General features: G+C 71.1%; 13 protein-coding genes. 5 read left to right on the top strand and 8 right to left on the bottom strand.

The genetic code is table 11. From position 1 onward, the window contains the following. Positions 1–6: 6 nt before the first annotated feature. The 5 genes from CKO41_RS09510 to CKO41_RS09490 form a co-directional block, all read right to left on the bottom strand. On the bottom strand, positions 7–594 hold the full coding sequence (locus CKO41_RS09510) for a Uma2 family endonuclease (protein ID WP_200381977.1): 588 nt from the start codon (positions 592–594) through the stop codon (positions 7–9). 427 nt (positions 595–1,021) lie between these two features. After that, positions 1,022–1,297 carry a hypothetical protein gene (locus tag CKO41_RS09505; protein ID WP_200381975.1) on the bottom strand — a complete coding sequence of 92 codons (276 nt, stop codon included), beginning with the start codon at positions 1,295–1,297 and terminating at the stop codon, positions 1,022–1,024. After that, on the bottom strand, positions 1,294–1,512 hold the full coding sequence (locus CKO41_RS09500; RefSeq protein WP_200381973.1) for a hypothetical protein: 219 nt from the start codon (positions 1,510–1,512) through the stop codon (positions 1,294–1,296). Before CKO41_RS09500 ends, CKO41_RS09505 begins: the two co-directional genes overlap by 4 nt. A 319-nt stretch (positions 1,513–1,831) precedes the next feature. Beyond that, complete coding sequence (locus tag CKO41_RS09495) at positions 1,832–2,287, bottom strand: DUF29 family protein (RefSeq protein ID WP_200381971.1); 456 nt, start codon at positions 2,285–2,287, stop codon at positions 1,832–1,834. 165 nt (positions 2,288–2,452) lie between these two features. Continuing rightward, positions 2,453–6,310, bottom strand: a complete 3,858-nt coding sequence (locus tag CKO41_RS09490; RefSeq protein ID WP_200381968.1) for a DUF3683 domain-containing protein — start codon at positions 6,308–6,310, stop codon at positions 2,453–2,455. Positions 6,311–6,582: 272 nt separating this feature from the next. Here CKO41_RS09490 and glgX point away from each other — a divergent pair, with 272 nt between their 5' ends. Next, on the top strand, positions 6,583–8,817 hold the full coding sequence (gene glgX / locus CKO41_RS09485; RefSeq protein ID WP_200381966.1) for a glycogen debranching protein GlgX: 2,235 nt from the start codon (positions 6,583–6,585) through the stop codon (positions 8,815–8,817). 22 nt (positions 8,818–8,839) lie between these two features. Here the strand turns inward: glgX and CKO41_RS09480 are convergent, their stop codons facing one another. Continuing rightward, complete coding sequence (locus CKO41_RS09480) at positions 8,840–10,081, bottom strand: glycosyltransferase (RefSeq protein WP_200381964.1); 1,242 nt, start codon at positions 10,079–10,081, stop codon at positions 8,840–8,842. A 305-nt stretch (positions 10,082–10,386) separates the two neighbouring features. Here CKO41_RS09480 and CKO41_RS09475 point away from each other — a divergent pair, with 305 nt between their 5' ends. Further along, on the top strand, positions 10,387–12,591 hold the full coding sequence (locus CKO41_RS09475; RefSeq protein WP_242464189.1) for a VTT domain-containing protein: 2,205 nt from the start codon (positions 10,387–10,389) through the stop codon (positions 12,589–12,591). 164 nt (positions 12,592–12,755) lie between these two features. On the opposite strand, the gene CKO41_RS09470 is transcribed toward CKO41_RS09475, so the two are convergent. Further along, on the bottom strand, positions 12,756–13,865 hold the full coding sequence (locus tag CKO41_RS09470; RefSeq protein ID WP_200381960.1) for a class I SAM-dependent methyltransferase: 1,110 nt from the start codon (positions 13,863–13,865) through the stop codon (positions 12,756–12,758). A 108-nt stretch (positions 13,866–13,973) separates the two neighbouring features. On the opposite strand from CKO41_RS09470, the gene CKO41_RS09465 reads away from it, so the two are divergent. After that, complete coding sequence (locus tag CKO41_RS09465; RefSeq protein WP_200254409.1) at positions 13,974–15,008, top strand: GlxA family transcriptional regulator; 1,035 nt, start codon at positions 13,974–13,976, stop codon at positions 15,006–15,008. A 323-nt stretch (positions 15,009–15,331) separates the two neighbouring features. Here the strand turns inward: CKO41_RS09465 and CKO41_RS09460 are convergent, their stop codons facing one another. Further along, positions 15,332–16,210, bottom strand: coding sequence for a transglutaminase family protein (locus tag CKO41_RS09460; protein WP_200381958.1), 879 nt, complete (start codon positions 16,208–16,210; stop codon positions 15,332–15,334). A 94-nt stretch (positions 16,211–16,304) separates the two neighbouring features. Between CKO41_RS09460 and CKO41_RS09455 the strand changes: the two genes are divergently transcribed. Together CKO41_RS09455 and CKO41_RS09450 are read left to right on the top strand one after the other, a co-directional pair. Continuing rightward, positions 16,305–17,558: a metallophosphoesterase gene (locus CKO41_RS09455; RefSeq protein ID WP_200381956.1), complete on the top strand. Its 1,254-nt coding sequence runs from the start codon at positions 16,305–16,307 to the stop codon at positions 17,556–17,558. Continuing rightward, entirely contained in the window at positions 17,555–20,905 is a 3,351-nt protein-coding gene (locus CKO41_RS09450) for an ATP-binding protein (protein WP_200381954.1), read from the top strand. Before CKO41_RS09455 ends, CKO41_RS09450 begins: the two co-directional genes overlap by 4 nt. Positions 20,906–20,959: the final 54 nt, after the last annotated feature.

The raw sequence follows: 20,959 nt of genomic DNA, 5'->3' as shown, positions 1-20,959 counted from the left end.
CTTTGGTCACGCGGGATCCGCTGCCTCGGAACGCGCGAACACCACGTCCTCGTACAAGGCATCGAGCGGACAGTCAAAGCCGATCGAATGCAGCACTAGCCGCCCGTCCTCCGCCACCGGGTCGAGCAGCCAACCATCCGGATGGCGGCGGAAAATCTCGCAGGCGCGGCGGTGGGAGTCGATGAGGACGTATTCCTCCAGCGAGTCGAGCCGCCGGTAATCGCGGAACTTGGCGCCGCGGTCGTAGCCCTCGGTGGACTCGGACAAGACCTCGATGACCACGCGCGCATGCCGTTTGAACAAGGGCTCGGCCGCGTCCCGCGCATCGCAGGTCACGAACAGGTCTGGATAAAAAAAGGCGGCCGCCGGCTCGACGCGCAGCTTCATGTCGGCGATGTAGACCCGGCACGGACTGCCGCGCACATGCGCGCGCAGCAACGCGAAGACGTTGCCGGCGATGGTCGCGTGCTCCTCGGAGGCGCCGGCCATCGCGAAGACCTCGCCGGCGACGTACTCATGGCGAACCGGCGCGGCAGCCTCGCCCCCGAGATACTCCTCGACGCTGACGGATCGAGCTTCGGCAAGATCGGACATGGCTGGGTTCCGTGTTTGGTCGATGGTGCAAGAGTATAGGCGCGACGGATCAGGGGCCTGCAAGCGGGCCTTGCTCATGATTCCGGCCAAGACCCCCGCCATGATAGGCGATCGGTCGCAGCCAACTCGCAGGATCGGTAGCTTACAGCGGACTCTCGGCAGGAGGCCCGCTCGATGGCTGTGGTTATGAGCAAGGCCCCGCACCGACAGCGCTCTTCCACCGCTGAATGGGCATCAGGTTGCTCCGTCGATCCTGCCGGCTCATGGGTAACGGTATGGCCGACCCCCGCGGCAAATGGGACGGCCTTTTCCGGATCTCCAAGGGGTATGCACGCAACGGTCGCACTAATAGGTGTTTCAGCCCAACTTACTGAGCAGGTGAGCGGACAACCGGCCCAACAGGCGGCGATGTCGGTCTGGCCCGAGCCTACCGATGACGCCAAGCAGGCGACTCTCGGGCAGCACTGCCAAAAAAGCCCAAACGGATTAGGGACGGAGATTTTGGACCGCTGAGGGCGAAGTCGGCATGGTCCGCCAGAATCGGATCGTCGAATCCCGCGATCTCCTGATGCAATTGGGTGCTGACGCCGCAGACCAGCCAATCGCGGAAACTCGGCATGCGCCGCAGTGCAATGGTCGGCCGGTTCTTCACACGCCCGTCCGCCTGGAGGAGCGGTGTCAGAACGACGTCACCCTCGTTCATACCCTTCTCACATCCGTCAGTGCGTACTCGGGCTCATCATCTCCATAGGCATGCGTGAGCCCCGTTCCCGCGAGATCCGCCCAGGATTCGCGTTCGGCGTCCATCGAAGGCGAAACCACTGTCACCAACAGCCGGGCATTGGCGGGAAGCTGGAAGGGTTCATCGAGAATGATCGATTGGCCGTCGAAATGGGCGTTCAGGGTAATGCTGGGCATTGGGACCTCTGCAAGGATTATTCGATCGATGATTGGAAGCCGGCGCCATTTCGTATAGTCGGCCAAGGTCTACCAAGTTCGCCACGCGAACGGAAATCGAGGAGCGCCTGCGCGAAGGCTGGTGTCCGCCGATGGGATCAGCTGCCCTACGGCCTCAGCCTGGCGGGTTGTGCTTCGCTGTCTCGCCCTAGGGTCGTGCATCCTCCGCCGCCTTCACGGTGGCTCGGCCGACGGGTGGGCTCTGGGCCGTCGTCTCGGGAGCCGCGGGCGCAATGCGGATGCCCGCCCGGGCGATCGGTCATTCGGGGCTATGTCGTAATCAGCCGGCGTGCTCGGGGCGAGCGGCTGTCGGGATGAAGTCATGGTCCAGACATTCCCCGAGTGAATAGGGGCAAGCCTCCGGCACTGTGACCGCTTCGCCATAGGCCTCGAACGATTTCGCCGCGCCGCGGCGGGCCTGGCGCCATGCCTTGTCGAACAGTTCGTCCGCGTAGTGGCGCAGGCTCGGTGTTTCTTCGAGGCGGGTTTGGGCTTGGGCGCGGAACTCGACCAGCTCATCGACCCATTTCCCCCGCGGTGCGGCGGCCGGGGAGAGATCCAGTCTCAGCAGATGGATGAAGATCTGTCGAAAGAGCGATTGCAGGGCGACCTTCTGCTCGCGTCCCATGTCCTCCAGTTCCTCCCGAATGTGCTCGTAATCGAGCTCGCTGAAGCGCCCCGCGCGCAGCAGCGCGGCTTGCTCTTCCGTCCAGCGAAGGAAGTCCGTGTCGTACACCTGCGAGGTCATATCGTCACCCCGACGCGATCATGAACGGAAAAAAGGATAGCAGACAGGCCAGCGGATGCTCGACCTCCATCCGTCCGGCCGCCTGTCGATGCGGGCAACCGCCGTGCCGCCCCGATCGGGGTCTCTGCGGGCGCGGCACGGCGCCCTGGCCGATTACAACAGGACCCGTTCGATGCCGCCGTCGCGGGCCTGGGCGAGGAAGTGGTCCTGCCAGCTCGGGCCGAGGAGGCGGCGGGCCAGTTCGACGACGATGTAGTCGGTCTTGAGACCAGTGTCGTCGGCGTACTTGGCGAGGCCCTGCTGGCAGGCCGGGCAGGAGGTCAGCAGACGCACCTCGCCGTCGGCGACGCGCTCGCGGCCGGTCAGGTCGCGGATCCCGCGCGTGAGCTCTTCCTGCTTGCGGAAGCGCACCTGGTTGGCGATGTCGGGGCGGGCGCTGCCCAGCGTCCCGGCCTCGCCGCAGCAGCGCTCGGAGAGGCGCACGTCCTGGCCGAGCAGGCTGGCGGCGACGCGGATCGGCGCGTAGGTCTTCATCGGCGTGTGGCAGGGGTCGTGGTAGAGGTACTGCACGCCTGGCTCGCCGGCGTGGGTGAGGCCCCGCTCCATCAGGTATTCGTGGATGTCGAGGAGCCGGCAGCCGGGGAAGATCTGGCCGAAGTCGTACTCCAAAAGCTGGTCCATGCAGGTGCCGCAGGATACGAGGACGGTGCGGATGTCGAGGTAGTTCAGCGTGTTGGCGACGCGGTGGAAGAGGACCCGGTTGTCCATCGTGATGCGCCGGCCGCGCGCCTCCAGACCGGCGGCCCGCTGCGGGTAGCCGCAGCAGAGGTAGCCCGGCGGCAGGACCGTCTGCACCCCCTCGGCGTAGAGCAGGGCCAGGGTCGCGAGGCCGATGTCGGAGAAGAGCCGCTCGGAGCCGCAGCCGGGGAAGTAGAAGACGGCCTCGGTCTCATCGCCGGCGCGGGCCGGGTCGTGCAGGATCGGCACCTGGGTCTTGTCCTCCAGCGCCAGGGCCTGGCGGAAGGTCGCCTTCGGCAGGTTGACCCGGATCGGCCGGGCGACCAGCTCGACGACCTGGCTCGCAAGGTGCGGGGTGCCGCTCGTCGCCGGCGGATGCGCCTTGCGCGGCTCGGTCAGGCCGAGCGTGCGCGCCGCGCGGTGCGCGAGATTCAGGCCGGCGAAGCCCCACTCGGCGAGGCCGCGGCGCAGCCAGCGAACGGCCCGCGGGTCGCTCGCATCGAGGAAGCGCAGCGCCGCCCAGGCGCCCGGGCTGAAGCGGCGGCGGTGGCGCGCCTCCAGGATCCGGCGCAGGCGCATCGTCACGTCGCCGAAGTCGATGTCGACCGGACAGGGGTTCTCGCACTTGCGGCAGACGGTGCAGTGGTCGGCGATGTCGTTGATCTCGGCGAAGTGGCGCCGCGAGAGGCCGCGGCGGGTCTGCTCCTCGTAGAGGAAGGCCTCGATGATGAGGCCGGTGCCCAGGATCTTGTTGCGCGGCGAGTAGAGGAGGTTGGCGCGCGGCACGTGGGTCATGCAGACCGGCTTGCACTTGCCGCAGCGCAGGCAGTGGCGCACGTCGTCGTTGAGCGCCCCGAGCTCGGTCTCCTCGAGGATGATCGCCTCCTGCTGGACGAGGCGCAGCGACGGGGTGTAGGCCCCGGCGAGCCCCGAACCCGGCATCAGCTTGCCGCGGTTGAAGTGCTGCTGCGGGTCGACGCGCTCCTTGTAGGCGACGAAGGCCGCGAGCTTCTCCGGCTCCAGAAAGCCGATCTTGGTCAGGCCGATGCCGTGCTCGCCGGAGATGACGCCGCCGAGCGATTGGGCCAGGTCCATGATCCGCTCGACGAGCCGGTCGGCCTCGTTGAGCATCGCATAGTCGGAGGAGTGCACCGGGATGTTGGTGTGCACGTTGCCGTCGCCGGCGTGCATGTGCAGCGCGACGAAGAGGCGCGCGTCGCGGATTCGGCGGTGGATCTCGGTGAGGCGCTCGCGCACCCGCACCATGTCCTGGCCGGCGAAGATCTCCTCGAGCCGCGCGGCCACCTCGCCGCGATAGGACTGGCGCAGCGTGCGGCGGAGCATCAGGTCGAGGAGGGTGTCGTCGGGCTTCAGATCGGCGAGCGCCGCCTCGTCGAGGGCGTCGCGGTGGGCCTCGGCCGGCGCGTCGAGGTGCGCGAGGATCCGCCGCCAGCGGGCCTGCGCGGCCTGGACCGCCGCGCGTGCGGCCTCGCGCTTGGCGGTCAGGATCGCGGTCGCCTCGTCGGAGGACTCGTACTCCTCCGGGGCGCGCGCCTCGGGGATCTCGCCGTCCAGGTAGTCGAGGACGGCGTCCATGATCCGCAGCTTGTTCGCGATCGACTGCTCGATGTTGAGCCGCTCGATGCCGCGGCTGTAGTCGGCGAGCCGCTCGATGGGGATGACGACGTCTTCGTTGATCTTGAAGGCGTTGGTGTGGCGCGAGATGGCCGCGGTGCGGGCCCGGTCGAGCCAGAAGCGGCGCCGCGCCTCGGCGCTGACGGCGACGAAGCCCTCGGCGTCGCGCGCCCGGGCGAGGTCGACGACCTGCCGGGCGGCGGCGTCGACGGCCGCCTCGTCGTCGCTGACCAGGTCGGCGAGGAGGACCATCTTCGGCAGCTCGCGGCGCGCGGCCTTCGTCGAGTAGTCGACCGCGCGCACATAGCGCTCGTCGAGGTGTTCGAGGCCGGCGATCTGCACGTCGCCGAGCGCCGCGACCGCGTCCTTGATCTCGACGATCGCCGGCACGGCGCCGGCGAGGTCGGCGCCGAAGAACTCCAGGCAGACGGTGCGTACCTGGCTCGGCATCCGGTGGAGGATGAAGCGCGCCGACGTGATGAGGCCGTCGCACCCCTCCTTCTGCACGCCGGGCAGGCCGTGGAGGTACTTGTCGGTGACGTCCTTGCCGAGGCCGACCTTGCGGAAGGCCTGGCCTGGGATCTCGAGGACCTCGGGCTCGCCGCGCGGCGTGCGCCCATCGGCGGCGAAGCGGGTGATGCGGAAGCGCACCAGCGCCTGGTCGTGGATCTTGCCGAGGTTGTGGTCGAGGCGCTCGACCTCGAGCCAGTCGGCCTCGGGGGTCACGAGCCGCCAGGAGGCCAGGTTGTCGAGGGCCGTGCCCCAGAGCACGGCCTTCTTGCCCCCGGCGTTCATCGCGATGTTGCCGCCGATCGTCGAGGCGTCCTGCGAGGTCGGGTCGACGGCGAAGGCCAGGCCGTGGCGCTCGGCGAGCTCGGCGACCCGCCGGGTGACGACGCCGGCACCGCAGCGCACGGTCGGGACCGGTCCGGCGACGCCGGGCAGCCGGCGCGGCTCGACGCTCGAGAGGGCCTCGAGCTTCTCGGTGTTGATGACGGCGCACCGCGCATCGAGCGGCACCGCCGAGCCCGTGTAGCCGGTGCCGCCGCCGCGCGGGATCAGGGTCAGGCCGCAGTCGATGCAGCCCTGGACGATGGCGGCGACCTCCTCCTCGGTGTCCGGGGAGATCACGACGAAGGGCAGCTCGACGCGCCAGTCGGTCGCGTCGGTCGCATGCGCGACGCGGGCGAGGCCGCCGAAATCCAGGTTGTCGTCCCGCGTGATGCCGGTCAGGCGGCGGCGCAGGCGCTCGCGCAGGGCCTGTTCGTCGTCGAACCAGGCGGCCAGGCGCGCGACCGCGGCGCGGGCCGCGGCGAGCAGTTCGGCGGCCCGGGCGTTGTTGTTCAGGCGCAGCTCGAACTGGTCGAGGCGGTGCGCCATGCCGCGGATCAGCAGGCGGCGCCGGCCGACATCGTCCAGCAGGTCATCTTGGAGGTAGGGGTTGCGGGTCACGACCCACATGTCGCCCAGCACCTCGAAGAGCATCCGCGCCGAGCGGCCGGTGCGGCGCGTCCCGCGCAGCGATTCGATCAGCTCCCACATCGCCTCGCCGAGGAAGCGGATGACGATCTCGCGATCGGAGAAGGACGTGTAGTTGTAGGGGATCTCGCGGATGCGCTGGTGCTGGGGCGGAGTCATAGGCCTTCGATGCGATTTTGCAATGCACAAATTTTACCCCAGGGTGGGGGTGCACGGACAGGAAGGACGACGCGGCGACCTCCGATCCTCTCTGTCGGATACGGTGATCGCGCGGCGCGACAGAGGGGCTCGGGGCGACCATCGGCCTTGCGAGTCAGTACGCTAGCCGGTAGTCTCGAAGCGAGTCCCGTCTCCTTCAGGCACGCAGGTCCCCCTGTCCGGACCGACTGCGTGGCCCTCCCGCCTTGCCACCCACAGAGAGATACCGCCTCATGCAATCGCCAGACCTGTCGGGCACGAAGCGGCCCCCGTCTGCTGCGCGGCGGGTGCGCCGCTCGCGGGTGCAGGAGGGGGTGCCGTATCCGCTCGGGGCCACCTGGGACGGGCGCGGGGTGAATTTCGCGCTGTTCTCGGCCCATGCCACCAAGGTCGAACTCTGCCTCTTCGATCTCAATGGCCGGCGCGAGCTCGAGCGGATCGAGATGCCCGAGTATACCGACGAGGTCTGGCACGGCTATCTGCCCGATGCGCGCCCGGGGACCGTCTACGGCTATCGCGTCCATGGTCCTTACGAACCGGCCGCCGGACACAGGTTCAATCCGCACAAGCTGCTGCTCGACCCCTACGCCAAGGCGTTGGTCGGCAGCCTACGCTGGAACGACGCCCTGTTCGGGTATCGCATCGACTCGCGCAAGGAGGACCTGTCGTTCGACCGACGCGACAGCGCCCCGGCGATGCTCAAGTGTCGGGTCATCGATCCGGCCTTCACCTGGGGCGAGGACCGGGCACCCAAGATCCCCTGGGAGCGCACCATCGTCTACGAGACCCATGTGCGCGGCCACACGATGCGTCATCCGCTGGTGGCGCCGGTGAATCGGGGCACCTTCGCCGGCCTCGCCCAGCACGAGGTGATCGAGCACATCAAGGGGCTCGGGGTCACGGCCGTCGAGCTGATGCCGGTGCACGCCTTCATCGACGACCGCTACCTGGTCGAGCAGGGCCTGCGCAATTATTGGGGCTACAACACGATCGGCTTCTTCGCCCCCGACCCGCGCTATCTGTCGATCCCGTTCGTCAACGAGTTCAAGGAGATGGTCGCGCGGTTGCACGATGCCGGGCTCGAGGTGATCCTCGATGTCGTCTACAACCACACCGCCGAGGGCAACGAACGGGGGCCGACCCTGTCGTTCAGGGGCATCGACAATGCCTCCTACTACCGGCTGCTGCCGGACGATCCTAGGTACTACATCAACGACACGGGCACCGGTAACACCTTCAACCTGAGCCATCCGCGGGTGCTGCAACTGGTCCTCGACAGCCTGCGCTACTGGGCGGGCGAGATGCGGGTCGACGGCTTCCGCTTCGACCTGGCGACCATCCTCGGACGCGAGGCCCATGGCTTCGACCCGAGCAGCGGCTTCTTCGATGCGGTCCGCCAGGACCCGGTCCTCGCCCGGGCCAAGCTGATCGCCGAACCCTGGGACATCGGCCCGGGCGGCTACCAGGTCGGCAACTTCCCGCCCGGCTGGGCCGAATGGAACGACCGCTACCGCGACACGGTGCGCGCCTTCTGGCGTGGCGACGCGGGCCGGCTGCCGGAGCTCGCCACGCGCCTGAGCGCCTCGGGCGACCTCTACGCCCGGCGCGGGCGCCGCCCCTGGGTCTCGGTGAACTTCGTCACCGCCCACGACGGCTTCACGCTCCACGATCTGGTCTCCTACAACGACAAGCACAACCAGGCCAACGGCGAGGACAACCGCGACGGCCATTCGCACAACCTGAGCTGGAACCACGGGGTCGAGGGACCGACCTCGGACGCCGGGGTCGCGGCCCTGCGCGAGCGCCAGAAGCGCAACCTGCTCGCGACCCTGCTGCTGTCGCTCGGGACGCCGATGCTCCTGGCCGGCGACGAACTCGGCCGCAGCCAGCGTGGCAACAACAACCCCTACTGCCAGGATAACGAGACCACCTGGATCGACTGGTCGGCGATCGACGAGGACGGCGCGGCGCTGGCCGAATTCGTCCGCGAGCTGATCGCGATCCGCCAGGCCTACCCGGTCCTGCATCGCAATCGCTTCCTGACCGGCGAGTACGACGCCGAGCTCGACGTCAAGGACGTGACCTGGCTGACCCCGGCGGCGACCGAGATGGGGCCTGAGCAGTGGGGCGACGTCCACGCCCGCTGCATCGGTGCGCTGTTGGACGGGCGCGCGCAGCCCTCGGGGATCCACCAGGTCGGCGCCGACGCGACCCTGCTGTTGATCCTCAACGCCCACCACGAGGCGGTGCCGTTCAGATTGCCGGAGGTCGTCGGCGGTTCCGCCTGGCTGTGCCTGATCGACACGGCGGCGCCGCGCCGCAACGACCCGCCGACGGTGGTGAGCGGCGCCGAGTACGAGGTGACCGGCCGCGCGCTGCTCCTCTTCGCCCTCAAACCCGAGCGCTGTACCCGTCAGACCTTGCAGTCGCTCGCCGAGCTGATCCAGCGCGAGTCGCACGGGGGGTGAGGGCCGCCTCCGGCCGGTCCGCTCAGCGTGTCACCGACGATCGGTTCCGCCGGGCCTCGGCGCAGGCCGCGTCGTAGAGGGTCAAGAGCTGGCTGAAGGTGCGCCCCCAGCCGAAGCCGGCGGCGCAGACGTGGGTGCGCGCGGCGGCGCCGAGCGCGGCGCGCTGCGAGGCGACGGCGAGGATGTTCGCGGCCATCGCCGCCGCGTCTGCGACCGGCCCGAGCCGTCCCCAGGCCGGTTGCACCCGCTCGCGCAGCGCCCCGGCGTCGACGCCGACCACGGGCAGACCCGAGGCCTCGGCCTCGACGACGGCCAGGCCGAAGGTCTCGTGCGGGCCGGCCGTCACATAGACGTCGGCCGAGGCGAGGACCGTGGCGTAGGCCGCCTCGTCGCGCTCGTAGGGCAGGATGTGCAGGCGTGGCAGTGCGGCGGCGCGCGTCTGCAGCTCCTCGCGCAGCGGTCCCTCGCCCATCAGCGCCAGGTGGAAGCGCGGCGTCGGCGGCAGCCGGGCGAAGGCCTCGACGAGGACACGCACGGCCTTCTCGGTGTCGAGGCGGCCGCAGTAGATCAGCAGGAGGTCCTCGGCGGCGACGCCGAGGCGGGCGCGGACCTCCGGCGAGCGATGCTGCGGCGCGAAGCGCTCGAGATCGACCCCGAGCGGCACGACGGCGGTCCCCTCGACCCCGTACTCGGCGATCCGCGCCGCCTGCACGCGGCTCGCCGCCAGCGTCAGGTCGCAGCGTCGAAAGACCTTGCCGAAGGTCATCTCGGCGCCGGTCTCCAGCGCCTCGCTGACCTTCTCGCCCCACTGGGCGAGGGTCTCGCTGAGTTCCTCCAGGCCGCCGGAGAGGAGCCGGCGCAGCGGCGCGCCGACGTAGGCGTGGGCCACATCGGTGTGGAAGTAGGCCGAGACGAGACAGGCCTCGCCGGCGGCCCGGCGGTGTTCGCGGTGGCGGAAGGCGGCCCAGGGGGCGACGAAGAAGCTGCCGAGCTCGACGATGTCGGGTCGGGCCTGCATCAGTGCCTGCTGGATCGGCGCGACGCGCCAGAAGGCGCGGTAGGGGCGGGCGCCGGGGATGAAGGGGCTGGCGATCTCGATCTTCGTCAGGCGCCCGTCGCGCGTGACCCGGTCCTCGTCGCCGGGAACGATCAATACGTGTTCGTGGTCGGTCGCCTCGGCGATGAAGCGCCGCTTGTGGTCGATGTAGGTGCGGATGCCACCGCTGCACTCGGTGTAGGCGAAGGTCAGGTCGCAGAGACGCATCTCGGTCCTCCATTGTCGCCGCGGGGCGCCCCGCACCGCACGGGATCGCTGCCGTATCACCGATCGGTATCGATGGCGCAGGGGCGGCGGCCGTTTGCTAGGATGACGCCGAGGCGACCCGGGCGGCAAGGCGCGCGCTATCGTTGCGCCGGCGCGCCGCTCGGGCCTTGGCAAGCGTCGGATCGCCCGCGCCGCGCGGATCGCTGGAATCGAGCGGGGGCGGCGGTGCCCGCCGCTGGACAGCGACGTCGATCGGCGGGTCGCGACGGGGCCGGCATGGCGAGATGCAGGGGGCGGAGGTCGATATGGGCGCCAAACGGGTGGGCCACCCAGTCGTGCGGCTGGAGCCCGGACGCAACTGCTGGCGCAGGGCACGCGCCGAGCGGCTCGCCTGGTTCGTCGACGGCGAGGACACCTTCGCGGCCTTGCGGCGCAGCCTGATCGGCGCGCGGCGGCGGATCGCGATCGTCGGCTGGGACCTGCACAGCGCCTTCGAACTGGTCCGCGAGCCGCCCGATGACGGTCTGCCCAGCGCCCTGGGGGCGCTGCTGATCGCGCTCCTCGAGCGCAATCCGACCCTCGAGGTCTACATCCTGCTGTGGGATTGGGCGCCGATCTATGCGCTCGAGCGCGAGCCGCTGTTCTTCGGCAACGGCCCCTGGGAGGCCCACGAGCGCATCCGCTTCCTCCTCGACGACGCCCATCCGCTGGCGGCCAGCCACCACCAGAAGCTCGTCAGCATCGACGGGCGGCTCGGCTGGTGCGGCGGTTTCGACCTGAGCCGCTGGCGCTGGGATACCTCGGCCCACGCCGCCGGCGATCCGCGTCGTCGCGACCCGGATGGCACGCCCTACGCGCCGTTTCACGACCTGCACCTGCTCGTCGACGGCGAGGCGGGGGCGGCGATCGAGGCGCTCGTCCTCGACCGCTGGCGCTGGGCCGGCGGCGAGCCGCCCGAGGCCCTCGCCGGCGTCGCGTCCGCGGACCCCTGGCCAGACGGTGTCACGCCGGTGCTCCGCGACCGGGTGGTCGGGATCGCCCGAACGCTGCCCGAGTACCGCGGGCGGACCGCGGTGCGCGAGTCCGAACGGCTGTACCTGGACCTGGTGGCCGGCGCGCGCCGCTTCCTCTACATCGAGAATCAGTACCTGACCGCGCGTTCGGTCGGCGATGCCCTGTGCCGCTCGCTCGGGCGCGCCGAGGGTCCGGACATCGTCATCCTGGTGCCGCGCGAGACCGGGCACTGGCTCGAACAGCATACGATGGATGCCCTGCGCGCCCGGATGCTGGCGCGGCTGCGCGCCGCCGATCGCCACGAGCGGTTGCGCGTCTACTACCCGGACGTGACCGGCCTCGACGACCGGGGCTGCCTGATGGTCCACGCGAAGCTGATGATCGCCGACGACGAGGTCGTGCGGATCGGGTCGTCGAACCTCAGCAACCGCTCGATGGGGCTCGACAGCGAATGCGACCTCTGCATCGTCGCCGAGGACGCCGAGACCAGGGCGGCCATCCGCGCGCTGCGCCACCGGCTGCTCGCGATGTTCCTGTCGCTCGATCCGGCCGACGTCGCCGCGGCCGAGGCCGAGGCGGGCGGCGGACGTCTGGGTCGGGTCCTCGACAGGCTTCGCGCGCGTCGCGTCGGGTCGGGCGCGCCGCCGGTGCGCCTGGCCGTGCTCCGGGACCGTCCGGACCCGGACTGGCAACGCCAGCTCCCCGACGAGCGCCTCGTCGATCCGCACCAGCCGCTGGATCCGCAGTGGATCGCCGATGCCGTGGCATCGCCCGAGCAGCGACCGCACGTCAAGCGCCGGCTGGCCGTCGGGATCGGCCTGGTCGGGCTGCTCGCGATCTTGGCGGCCGCCTGGCAGTGGACGCCGCTCGGCCAGACCCTCGACCCCGAGGCGCTCGCCGCCGCGCTCGGCCGGTTGGCCGAGGCGCCTTGGGGCATGCCGACGATGGTCGTCGGCTTCATTGCCGCGAGCCTCGCATCCGTGCCGGTGACGCTGCTGATCATGGTCACCGTCCTGGTCTTCGGCGGCGTAGCCGGGGCCCTCGTCTCCCTGGTCGGGGCGACCCTCGCGGCCCTCGCCGGGTATGGGATGGGGCACTGGCTCGGACGCCCGGCGATGGCGCGGCTGGCCGATGGTCGCCTGGAGCGCCTCGACCGTCGCCTAGCCCGTCACGGGATCCCGACCATGGTCACGGTCCGCATCGTGCCGGTCGCGCCCTTCGCCGTGATCAACCTGGTCGCCGGCGCCTCGCGGCTGCACCTGCGCGACTTCCTGATCGGGACCCTGATCGGCATGATCCCTGGCATCGCGGCGCTGGCGTTCCTCTCCGAGGGGCTGCTCGGCCTGCTGCGCGATGGCAGCCCCCAGGCGGCGGCGCTGCTGCTCGTCGCCGTCTTTCTCGTGATCGGGCTCGGCTGGCTCGGGCGGCGGTTGGCGCCAGGCCGCGGCCGGCGGGCGGGGCACGAGTCCGTGGCCGAGACGGCCGCCGAGGATTGAACCGAACAACGGCCGTTGATCGCTTCCTCATTGATTCAAGTCGTTGAAGCTGGCAAGAGACTTGACCTGAATCCTGCTCGCCCGCTCGGTGAAGGCCGCTAAGGCTGCCTTTCGGTTGAACCGAAGGGCGGCCCCCTGGCCGGCGGGCCGATCGCCGGAGCCCGTCAAGCCGCCCGGTCCCGCGATGGCCCTTTGCGCGAGACGAACCAGACGTTCATCGGGTCATGGGCCAGGCGGTGACGGGTGACCTCGACGAAGCCCGCCTCGGCGAGCATCGCCTCGGCCGTCTCCCAGCCCCACATGGTCCCGAGCCCCGCGCCCCCCTGGCCGATCGAGACGGGCGTGCAGTGCACGCAGGAGATGGCATAGAGGAGGGAGGCCATCGGGAAGTCGAGGTTCTTCTCCAGGTGCGCCGAGCCACCGATGTCCTGCATCAGGTAGAGCCCGCCCGGGCGCAGCGCCCGGCAGAGCCGACGCAGCAGGTCTTGGGGGTCGCGCTGGTCGTGCACGGCGTCGAAGGAGGTGATCAGGTCATAGCGCTCGACCTCGTCGAAGTGCGTGAGGTCGCGTACCGCGAACCGCACGTTGTCCAGCCCGGTGTCGCGTGCGGCGGCCGTGGCGTGCGCGATCGCGTCGTCGCCCAGGTCATAGCCGGTGAAGCGGCTGCGCGGATAACGCCTCGCCATCGCGAGCAGGGCCTGGCCGCGGCCACATCCGGCATCGAGTACCGCGATGCCGGCGCCGAGGCGCTTGGGCAGCCCCTCGGCGAGCGGCAGCAACGTTTCGCAGAGCGGGGCGACGACCGTCTGAGCGCTGTCCTCGGCCATCATCTGGTGGAAGTCGGGGAAGTCCTCGTAGCGCCGACCCTCGCCGGTCTCGAAGCAGGCGAGGGTGCGCTCCTGCACCTGGCCCATCAGGGCCACGTACTGTGCGTAGACGGCCAGGTTGCCGAGGGTCCCCGCGCGCGTGAGGCTTGCGGCATGTTCGGGCGGCAGCCGATAGGTGCGCCGAGCCGGGTCGTAGATGACGACCCGTCCGGTGGTCATCACGGCCAGCCACTCGCGCACGTAGCGCTCGGCGAGCGCCGCCTCCTTGGCAATGCGTTCGCTCGTGCTCGGCGGCAGCTGCGCCATCAGGTCGAGGAGGCCCGTGCGATGCCCGAGCGAGAGCATGACGGCGATCGCGCCGGTATCGAGGATTTCGCCGACGCGCGCGGCGAAGGCCTCGGCACGGTCGGTATCGAAGGACGGGGTTTCGGCAACGGCGAGTGACATGTCGGCTCTCCGGTTGGTTGGGGCACGCCTTGAAGACTGGGGTGTTTCGGCCCCGAGCGTGAGGGGCGTACTGGACAAGAACGGGGCATTTCGGCCACTCTCGCCCGAATGCCCCATCCATCCCCGCCCGAACCGGTCTCGGTCAGCCTCTTGGCGATGCCGCAGAGCACGCCGGCGGCGCTCTATGGGCTCTACGAGGTCTTCGCCTCGGTAGGCGTGGCCTGGTGCGAGCTGACCGGCGAGCCCCCCGCCGGCCCGCGCATGGAGGTGGCAATCGTCTCGGCGACCGGGGAGCCCTACCTGTGCCCATTGGGCACGCCGATCGCCCCGCAGGCATCGCTCGGGACGGTGACGCGGACGGACCTGATCGTGATCGCCGACCTGGCCTTGCCCGCCGGCTGCGACCCGCGTGGGCGCTGGCCCGACGAGACGGCCTGGATCCGTGCCCAGTTCGCGGCCGGGGCGACGGTCGCTTCCGTCTGCACGGGGGCCATCCTGCTCGCCGACACCGGCCTGCTCGACGGAGGGGAGGCGACGAGCCATTGGAGCGTCGTGCCGCTGTTCCGGGAGCACTACGCCCGGGTACGGCTGCGCCCCGAACGGATCCTCGTGCGCAACGGGGCGGACCAGCGCCTCGTCACCGGCGGTGGGGCCGCCGCCTGGGAGGACCTGGCGCTCTATCTCATCGCGCGCTTCAGCGCCCCGGCCGAGGCCGTGCGCATCGCCAAGCTCTTCCAGTTCGGCGACCGCAGCGAGGGCCAGCTCCTCTACGCTGCCCGCCTGCCCGCACGGCGTCACGACGATGCCGTGATCGCCCGCTGCCAGGGCTGGATCGCCGAGCACTACGCGCTCGATAACCCGGTGGCGCGGCTCGTCGCCGAGTCGGGGCTGGCCGAGCGCACCTTCGCGCGCCGATTCCAGGCCGCGACCGGCTATGCTCCCGTCGAGTACGTTCAGACCCTGCGCATCGAGGAGGCCAAGCAGTTGCTCGAATCGACGACCGAGCCGGTCGACCTCGTCGCGCAACGTGTCGGCTACGCGGATCCGACCTTCTTCCGCAAGCTGTTCAAGCGCCGCACCGGCGTGACGCCGGCGCGTTATCGGCAGCGTTTTCAGGGGATCGGCCAGCCGAGCGACGGGTGAACGGGGTGGGCGGGTGCCGACCGTGACCCCGGGCGCACTCGGCGATCGGGTCGGTCTTCAAGCCGGCCCCCTGCGCATGGCGGCGCTCTGTCCGATCGATCGCCGGCCTCTGCGCAGCGGGTCGATGCCCGCAAGGCGCTTCCCTAAGGGACGGCGCGGAATCAACCGATACAGGCACGCGGAAGACAAGAAACTACGAAATGCGCGAAAAACGCGAAAAAATGGCAGATTATCCCGTATATATTCTGCTTTTTCGCGTGTTTCGCGTGTTTCGCGTGTTTCGTAGTTCAAAAGAAGATGCGCCGGTTATTTCTGAATCGTTACTAAGGGGTGGGTGCGTCGTGTGCCGCTTCGCTGATCTGGACGTCGACGGCGAGGATCGGGGCGAGGCCCGCTGGCCCGATGAAGCTCCCGGCGATCGGCGGGATGGCCTCGGGGTGGCGATGGACGGCGACCGGGATGTGGTCGGGGCCGACGACGGCGACATTGGTCGGATCGAAGCCCTTCCAGCCTCCGCCTGGCAGATAGACCTCGATCCAGGCGTGCGACGAGGCGCCGCCGCCCTCGGTGGCCGGGCCGTGGACATAGCCGGAGACGAACCGCGCCGCGATCCCGAGCCGCCGGCAGGCCTCCAACAACAGGGTCGCCATGTCGCGGCACGAGCCACGGCCCCGACGCAGGGTCTCGCCCGGCGGCAGGACCCCTTCCTCGTCGCGCAACTCGTAACCGATCTCGGCGGCGATCCGTCTGTTCATCGTGTCGAGGACGCCGAAGGTCTCGGTGCCTGGCGAGGTCTCGCGGTAGGGCGCGAGCCACTGCGAAAGGCCCGGATCGTCGGCGTAGAGGGGCACGAGGAACGGCGACAGGGCCGTTTCCTCGTCCTGCCGATAGCGGAATGGGAAGTGCACGGCGTGGTCCTCGACGATGAAGTCGAGCGGCATCAGTTCGTAGAGCTCGACCTCGACGTCACTCGCAATGATCAGTTCGGTGGCCGGTTCGTCACCGAAGGTTGCCGCACCGAGCACATTGTCGTAGAAATCCCGTCGCCAGGTGACCGTGGCCGTCGGGCAGATGTCGAGGCGCGAGGCGACGATCCGCAGGTCGTGCCCCTCGCGCGGGCGCAGGAAGAGGGTGTGGGGTCCGATCCGAACCGGGGCGCCGAAGGCGTAGCGCGTCGTATGGCGGATCTCGAGTCGCTTCATCGGTGGGTCCTCGCGCGTCGTTCTCATCGTGCTCACCTTAAACTATTGTCGCCGGGCTCGTCCGGCACGCCTGCGATCGGAGTCTCGCCGTCCCGTGATCCGTTTTCTCCACACGGCCGATAGCCATCTCGACAGCCCGATGCGTGGGCTGGAGGCCTACGAGGGCGCGCCGGTCGCGGCACTGCGCGAGGCGACGCGGCGGGCCTTCGAGGGGCTGGTGGCGCTGGCGCTCGACGAGCAGGTGGACTTCGTCGTCATCGCCGGGGATCTCTACGATGGCGATTGGCGCGACTTCAGCACCGGGCTCTTCTTCACGCGGCAGATGGCGCGCCTGCACGAGGCCGACATCCCGGTCTATCTGATCGCCGGCAACCACGATGCGGCCTCGGTGCTGACGCGGCGCCTGACGCTGCCGCCGAACGTGCACGCCTTCTCGACGCGCGCGCCCGAGTCGCTCACCGTCCCGGGCCGGCCGGTCGTGATCCACGGGCGGGGCTTCCCGCATCGTGCGGTGCCCGAGAACCTGGTGCCGGACTATCCGGCGCCGGTGCCCGGAAGCCTCAACATCGGCCTTCTGCATACGAGCCTGACCGGCGCGCCATGCCACGATGCCTACGCCCCCTGCACGCTGCGCGACCTGACCGAGAAGGGCTACGACTACTGGGCGCTCGGCCACGTCCACCAGCCGCAGGTCCTCGCCCGCGATCCCTGGGTCGTCTTCCCCGGCAACCTGCAAGGCCGTCACATCCGCGAGAGCGGCCCGCGCGGGGCCTGGCTGGTCACGGTCGGGGAGGGACGCGAGATCCTCGCGGCCGAGCATCGCCATCTGGATGTCGTGCGCTGGGCGCGTGTAATGGTCGATGTCGCCGGCCTCGCCGACCCGACGGAGCTGCCGGGGCGCATCGGCGAGGCGCTGCAAGCGGCGCTCGCCGATGCCGACGGCCGGCCGCTCGCGGCGCGCGTCACGCTCACCGGCGCCACCGCGCGGCACGATCAGCTCAAGCGCGACCTGCCGCAGGTGCGGGCGGACTGCCTCGGCCAGGCCCAGGTCGTCGCCGGCGACGGCATCTGGGTCGAGGAGGTCGAGGTCGCGACGACACCGCTCTACGACCTCGCCGACCTCGCGGCGCGCGACGAGTTGACCGGCATCGTACTGGAGGCGCTGCACGCGGCCGGTGAGGGCGACCTCGCGCTGCCGGCCGAGGCGCAGGAGATGCTCCGGGTGCTGCCGCCGGAGATCCGCAGCGACATCGAGGCCGAGCTTCGGGGCGAGGGGCGCGCGGCCCTACTCGGGGATGTGCGCGCGATCCTGTTGGAGACCCTCGCGCGCCGGGGCGGTGCGGAATGAGGTTCGAGCGGCTCGCGATCCCGGCCTACGGCCCCTTCACCGGCTTCGTCCTGGAGCTGCCGGCGGAGGGCGCGGATTTCCACCTGATCTACGGCCCGAACGAGGCCGGCAAGAGCTCGCTGCTGCGCGCGATCCGCGACCTGCTCTACGGCATCCACGGCCAGACGCCCGACAATTTCATTCACGACTACAAGGACCTGCGCATCGCCGCGACCATCGCCGCGGCCGACGGCCGGCGCCTCACCTTCCAGCGCCGCAAGGGCAACAGCCGCACGCTGCTCGATGCGCAGGGCGAGGCGCTCCCGGACGATGCGCTGGCCGGCTGGCTCGGCGTCGTCGACCGCGACTTCTTCACGACCGTCTTCGGCCTCGGCGCCGAGGAGCTGCGACGCGGCGCCGAGGCCCTGCTGCACGGCCATGGCGAACTCGGCCAGGCGCTCTTCTCGGCGAGCCTCGCCGGCACGCCGGTGCACCGGATCTTGGCGGCGCTCGAGGCCGAGGCGCGCACCCTCTTCAACGGCCGCGCCCGCACCAACGTCCGTATCCGCCCGGCGATCGCCGCCTACGAGGAGGCCCAGCGCCGCAGCAAGGAGGCCGTCGTCCGGCCGGAGGCCTGGGAGGCCGTACAGCGGGCGTTGGCCGAGGCGGGCGCCGAGCGCGATCGGCTCGACGCCGAGCTGCTCGCGCGGCGCCAGCGCCGCGACTGGCTACAACGCTGCCTCGACGCGCTGCCGCTCCTCGGCCGGCTCGCCGAGCAGGAGGGGCGGCGCCGGGCCCTGCCGGACCTGCCCGAGGTCGCGCCCGACTTCGTCGCGACCACCGAGGCGGCGCTCGCCGCCCGGGTGCGCGCGCAGGCCGAGACGGACCGGCTGCGGGCGCGGATCGCGCTGCTCGAGCGCCGGGTCCAGGACAGCGAGCCGAACGCCGCGGTCCTGGCCGAGGCGGCGGTGATCGAGGCCCTCCACCAGCGCCTTGCCGTCTACCGCCAGTGGTGCGACGAGCTCGTCGGGCTGGAGACCGATGGCGCCGACGCCGAGCAGCGGCTGCGCGGCGGCATGCGTGACCTTGGCGTCGAGGGCGAGCCCGAGGCGGTCGAGGCGCTACGCGTCCAGGCGGGCGACGCGCCGCGCCTGGGCGAGGTGGCGACCGCGCTCGATACGGCCGAGGCCGCCCGGCAGGCGAATCGCGACGCCGCCCAGCAGGCGCGCGAGGACCTGGAGCGGAGCGAGGCGCGGCTCGCCGCCCTGCCGGAGGAGGAGGTCACGGCCCTGCGCGCGGCGCTGAGCGCGACCGCGGGCGCCGCCGAGTCTGCCAAGGGCCTCGCCGAGCGCGAGGCCGCGGTCGCGACGGCGCGGGCCAAGGTCGATCGCCAGCGGGACCTCCTGTCCGGTGCGCCGGGCGAGGCGGCCGTCGCCTGCGCCTTGCCGGTGCCGGCGGCGGCGACGTTGCGCCAGCACGAGGCCGAGCGGGAGCGGCTCGGGCGCGATCGCGAGCGGGTCGCCGAGCGGCTGGCGGAGGCCGAGGAGCGGCTCCGCCAGATCGACGGCCAGGGTCGGCAGCGCCCCACGTCGATCGAGCCGCCGCCGCTGGCCGTCGATCTGGCGGAGGCCGACGTCGTCGCCCAGGCCGAGGAGCTGCGCCTGCAAGGGCAAGAGGCCGAGGCGGCCCGGAGCGCGGCGCAGGCCGAGGCGGCCACCTGCGAGGCCGCGTTGGCCGATTGGGACCGGCGCTGGCGCGGCCTCTGGGCGCCGTGCGGCCTGACACCGGCGACCCCGGCCGAGATGCTCGACTGGCGCGACCAGTGGCTCGAGCTGCGCGCCCGTGACGAGGCCTGGCGGGCGGCCGTCGACGAGCTCGCGCGGGCGCGCACCGAGGTCGACACGGCGCTCGGCCTGCTGCGCGCCCGGTTGCCCCCCAACTTGCCTGAGGTGCAGGGCGCGTCGCTGGTGGAACTGCGTGCCCTCGCGGAGGGCCGCGTCCGCGCCGCCGACCAGGCCCAGGGGGCGCGGGTGACGTTGCAAGGCCAGGCGGACGATCAGCGCCTGGAGCTGGCCCGCTGCGAGGCAGCCGAGCCGGGGCTCGCCGCGGCGCTCACCGAGGCCCGCGCGGCCTGGGCCGAGGTCGGGGCAGGCCTCGGGCTACCGCCGCTCGGCACCGCCGCCGGCCTTGCGCTGCTGGAGCAGCGTCGGCAACTGGTCGCCGAACTGGATGCCTGGATGGGCCTGTGCCGCCAGATCGCGGGCAAGCGACAGGCCGTCGCCGACTATGCGGCGGCGGTCGACTCGGCGGCCGAGCGGCTCGGGCTGCCGGTTGGCGTCGTCCAGGTGCGCGAGGCGGCGCTCTGGGCGGCGCTGGAGGCCGCCCGCGCGCAGCGCACGCGCCGCGACCAGGCGCGGACCGATCTGACCGACGAGCAGGCCCAGCGCCCCGGGCTGGAGCAGGCCCTCGCCGACGCCGAGCGTCGGGTGGCCGAGGCCTGCGCCGAGGCCGGCGCCGAGGACGGGGTCGGCCTGGCCGCACTGCTCGATCAGCTGAAGGGGCGCCAGGGGATCGACACCGAGATCGCGCGGCTGCGCGAGGCGCTCCATGTCGCGGCCCGTGGCGAGCCGCTCGATGCCTTCATCGAGCGGGTGCGGGCCGAGCCGGCCGACGCGCTGGCGGCCGAGGCAGCCGGGCTCGACCAGGCGATTGCCGCGCACCAGGCCGAGCGCGACCGCGCGATCGAGCGGCTGGCGGGCGCCCAGGAGGAGGGGGCGCGGCTCGAGCGCACCGGCGCCGAGGCCGCCGAGCACCGCCAGGCGGCCCTCGCCACGGCCGCCGGCATCCGTCAGGATGCGGCCCGCTGCCTGCGCCTGCAGCTGGCCCAGCACTTTCTGCGCGAGCAGATCGAGCGGTTTCGCCGCGACAGCCAGGCACCGCTCCTCGCCCGCGCCGGGGCGCTGTTCGCGGCGATCACCGCCGGGCGTTTCGAGGGCCTGGGCACGGCCTTCACCGCCGACGACACGCCGGTCCTGGTCGGGCGGCGCGCGGGGCGCGAGGTGGCCGTCGAGGCGATGAGCGACGGCACCCGCGATCAGCTCTACCTGGCGCTGCGTCTGGCCGCGATCGAGCGCCACCAGCGCCACCACGAGCCGCTGCCGGTGATCTTCGACGACCTGCTCGCGACCTTCGACGACGGGCGCGCCGCGGCCATCCTGCCGATCCTGAGCGAGTTCGGCCGCACGAGCCAGGTGCTGCTCTTCACCCATCATCGCCACCTGGTCGAGATCGCCCGGGCGGGGCTCCCGCCCGATGGCCTGCACGTCCACGCCCTCGCCGACGGGGAACCCGCCGCGGAACGGGGCTGAACCGGGGCGGTCGAATCGGCCGGCGGATGCGGGGGCGCGGAGGTCCATCGGCTT

Source organism: Thiococcus pfennigii, from assembly GCF_016583835.1.
Lineage (GTDB): Bacteria > Pseudomonadota > Gammaproteobacteria > Chromatiales > Chromatiaceae > Thiococcus > Thiococcus pfennigii.
The sequence above is the reverse complement of the archived record's forward strand: the minus strand, read 5'-3'. Positions and strand labels throughout refer to the sequence as shown.

Bases quoted from the DNA above. Each gene is read 5' to 3' on its own strand.
- CKO41_RS09460 (WP_200381958.1), bottom strand. From the start codon at position 16,210: ATGAAGCGACTCGAGATCCGCCATACGACGCGCTACGCCTTCGGCGCC.
- glgX (WP_200381966.1), top strand. From the start codon at position 6,583: ATGCAATCGCCAGACCTGTCGGGCACGAAGCGGCCCCCGTCTGCTGCG.
- CKO41_RS09505 (WP_200381975.1), bottom strand. From the start codon at position 1,297: ATGAACGAGGGTGACGTCGTTCTGACACCGCTCCTCCAGGCGGACGGG.
- CKO41_RS09470 (WP_200381960.1), bottom strand. From the start codon at position 13,865: ATGTCACTCGCCGTTGCCGAAACCCCGTCCTTCGATACCGACCGTGCC.
- CKO41_RS09450 (WP_200381954.1), top strand. From the start codon at position 17,555: ATGAGGTTCGAGCGGCTCGCGATCCCGGCCTACGGCCCCTTCACCGGC.
- CKO41_RS09490 (WP_200381968.1), bottom strand. From the start codon at position 6,310: ATGACTCCGCCCCAGCACCAGCGCATCCGCGAGATCCCCTACAACTAC.
- CKO41_RS09480 (WP_200381964.1), bottom strand. From the start codon at position 10,081: ATGCGTCTCTGCGACCTGACCTTCGCCTACACCGAGTGCAGCGGTGGC.
- CKO41_RS09465 (WP_200254409.1), top strand. From the start codon at position 13,974: ATGCCCCATCCATCCCCGCCCGAACCGGTCTCGGTCAGCCTCTTGGCG.
- CKO41_RS09500 (WP_200381973.1), bottom strand. From the start codon at position 1,512: ATGCCCAGCATTACCCTGAACGCCCATTTCGACGGCCAATCGATCATT.
- CKO41_RS09475 (WP_242464189.1), top strand. From the start codon at position 10,387: ATGGGCGCCAAACGGGTGGGCCACCCAGTCGTGCGGCTGGAGCCCGGA.
- CKO41_RS09510 (WP_200381977.1), bottom strand. From the start codon at position 594: ATGTCCGATCTTGCCGAAGCTCGATCCGTCAGCGTCGAGGAGTATCTC.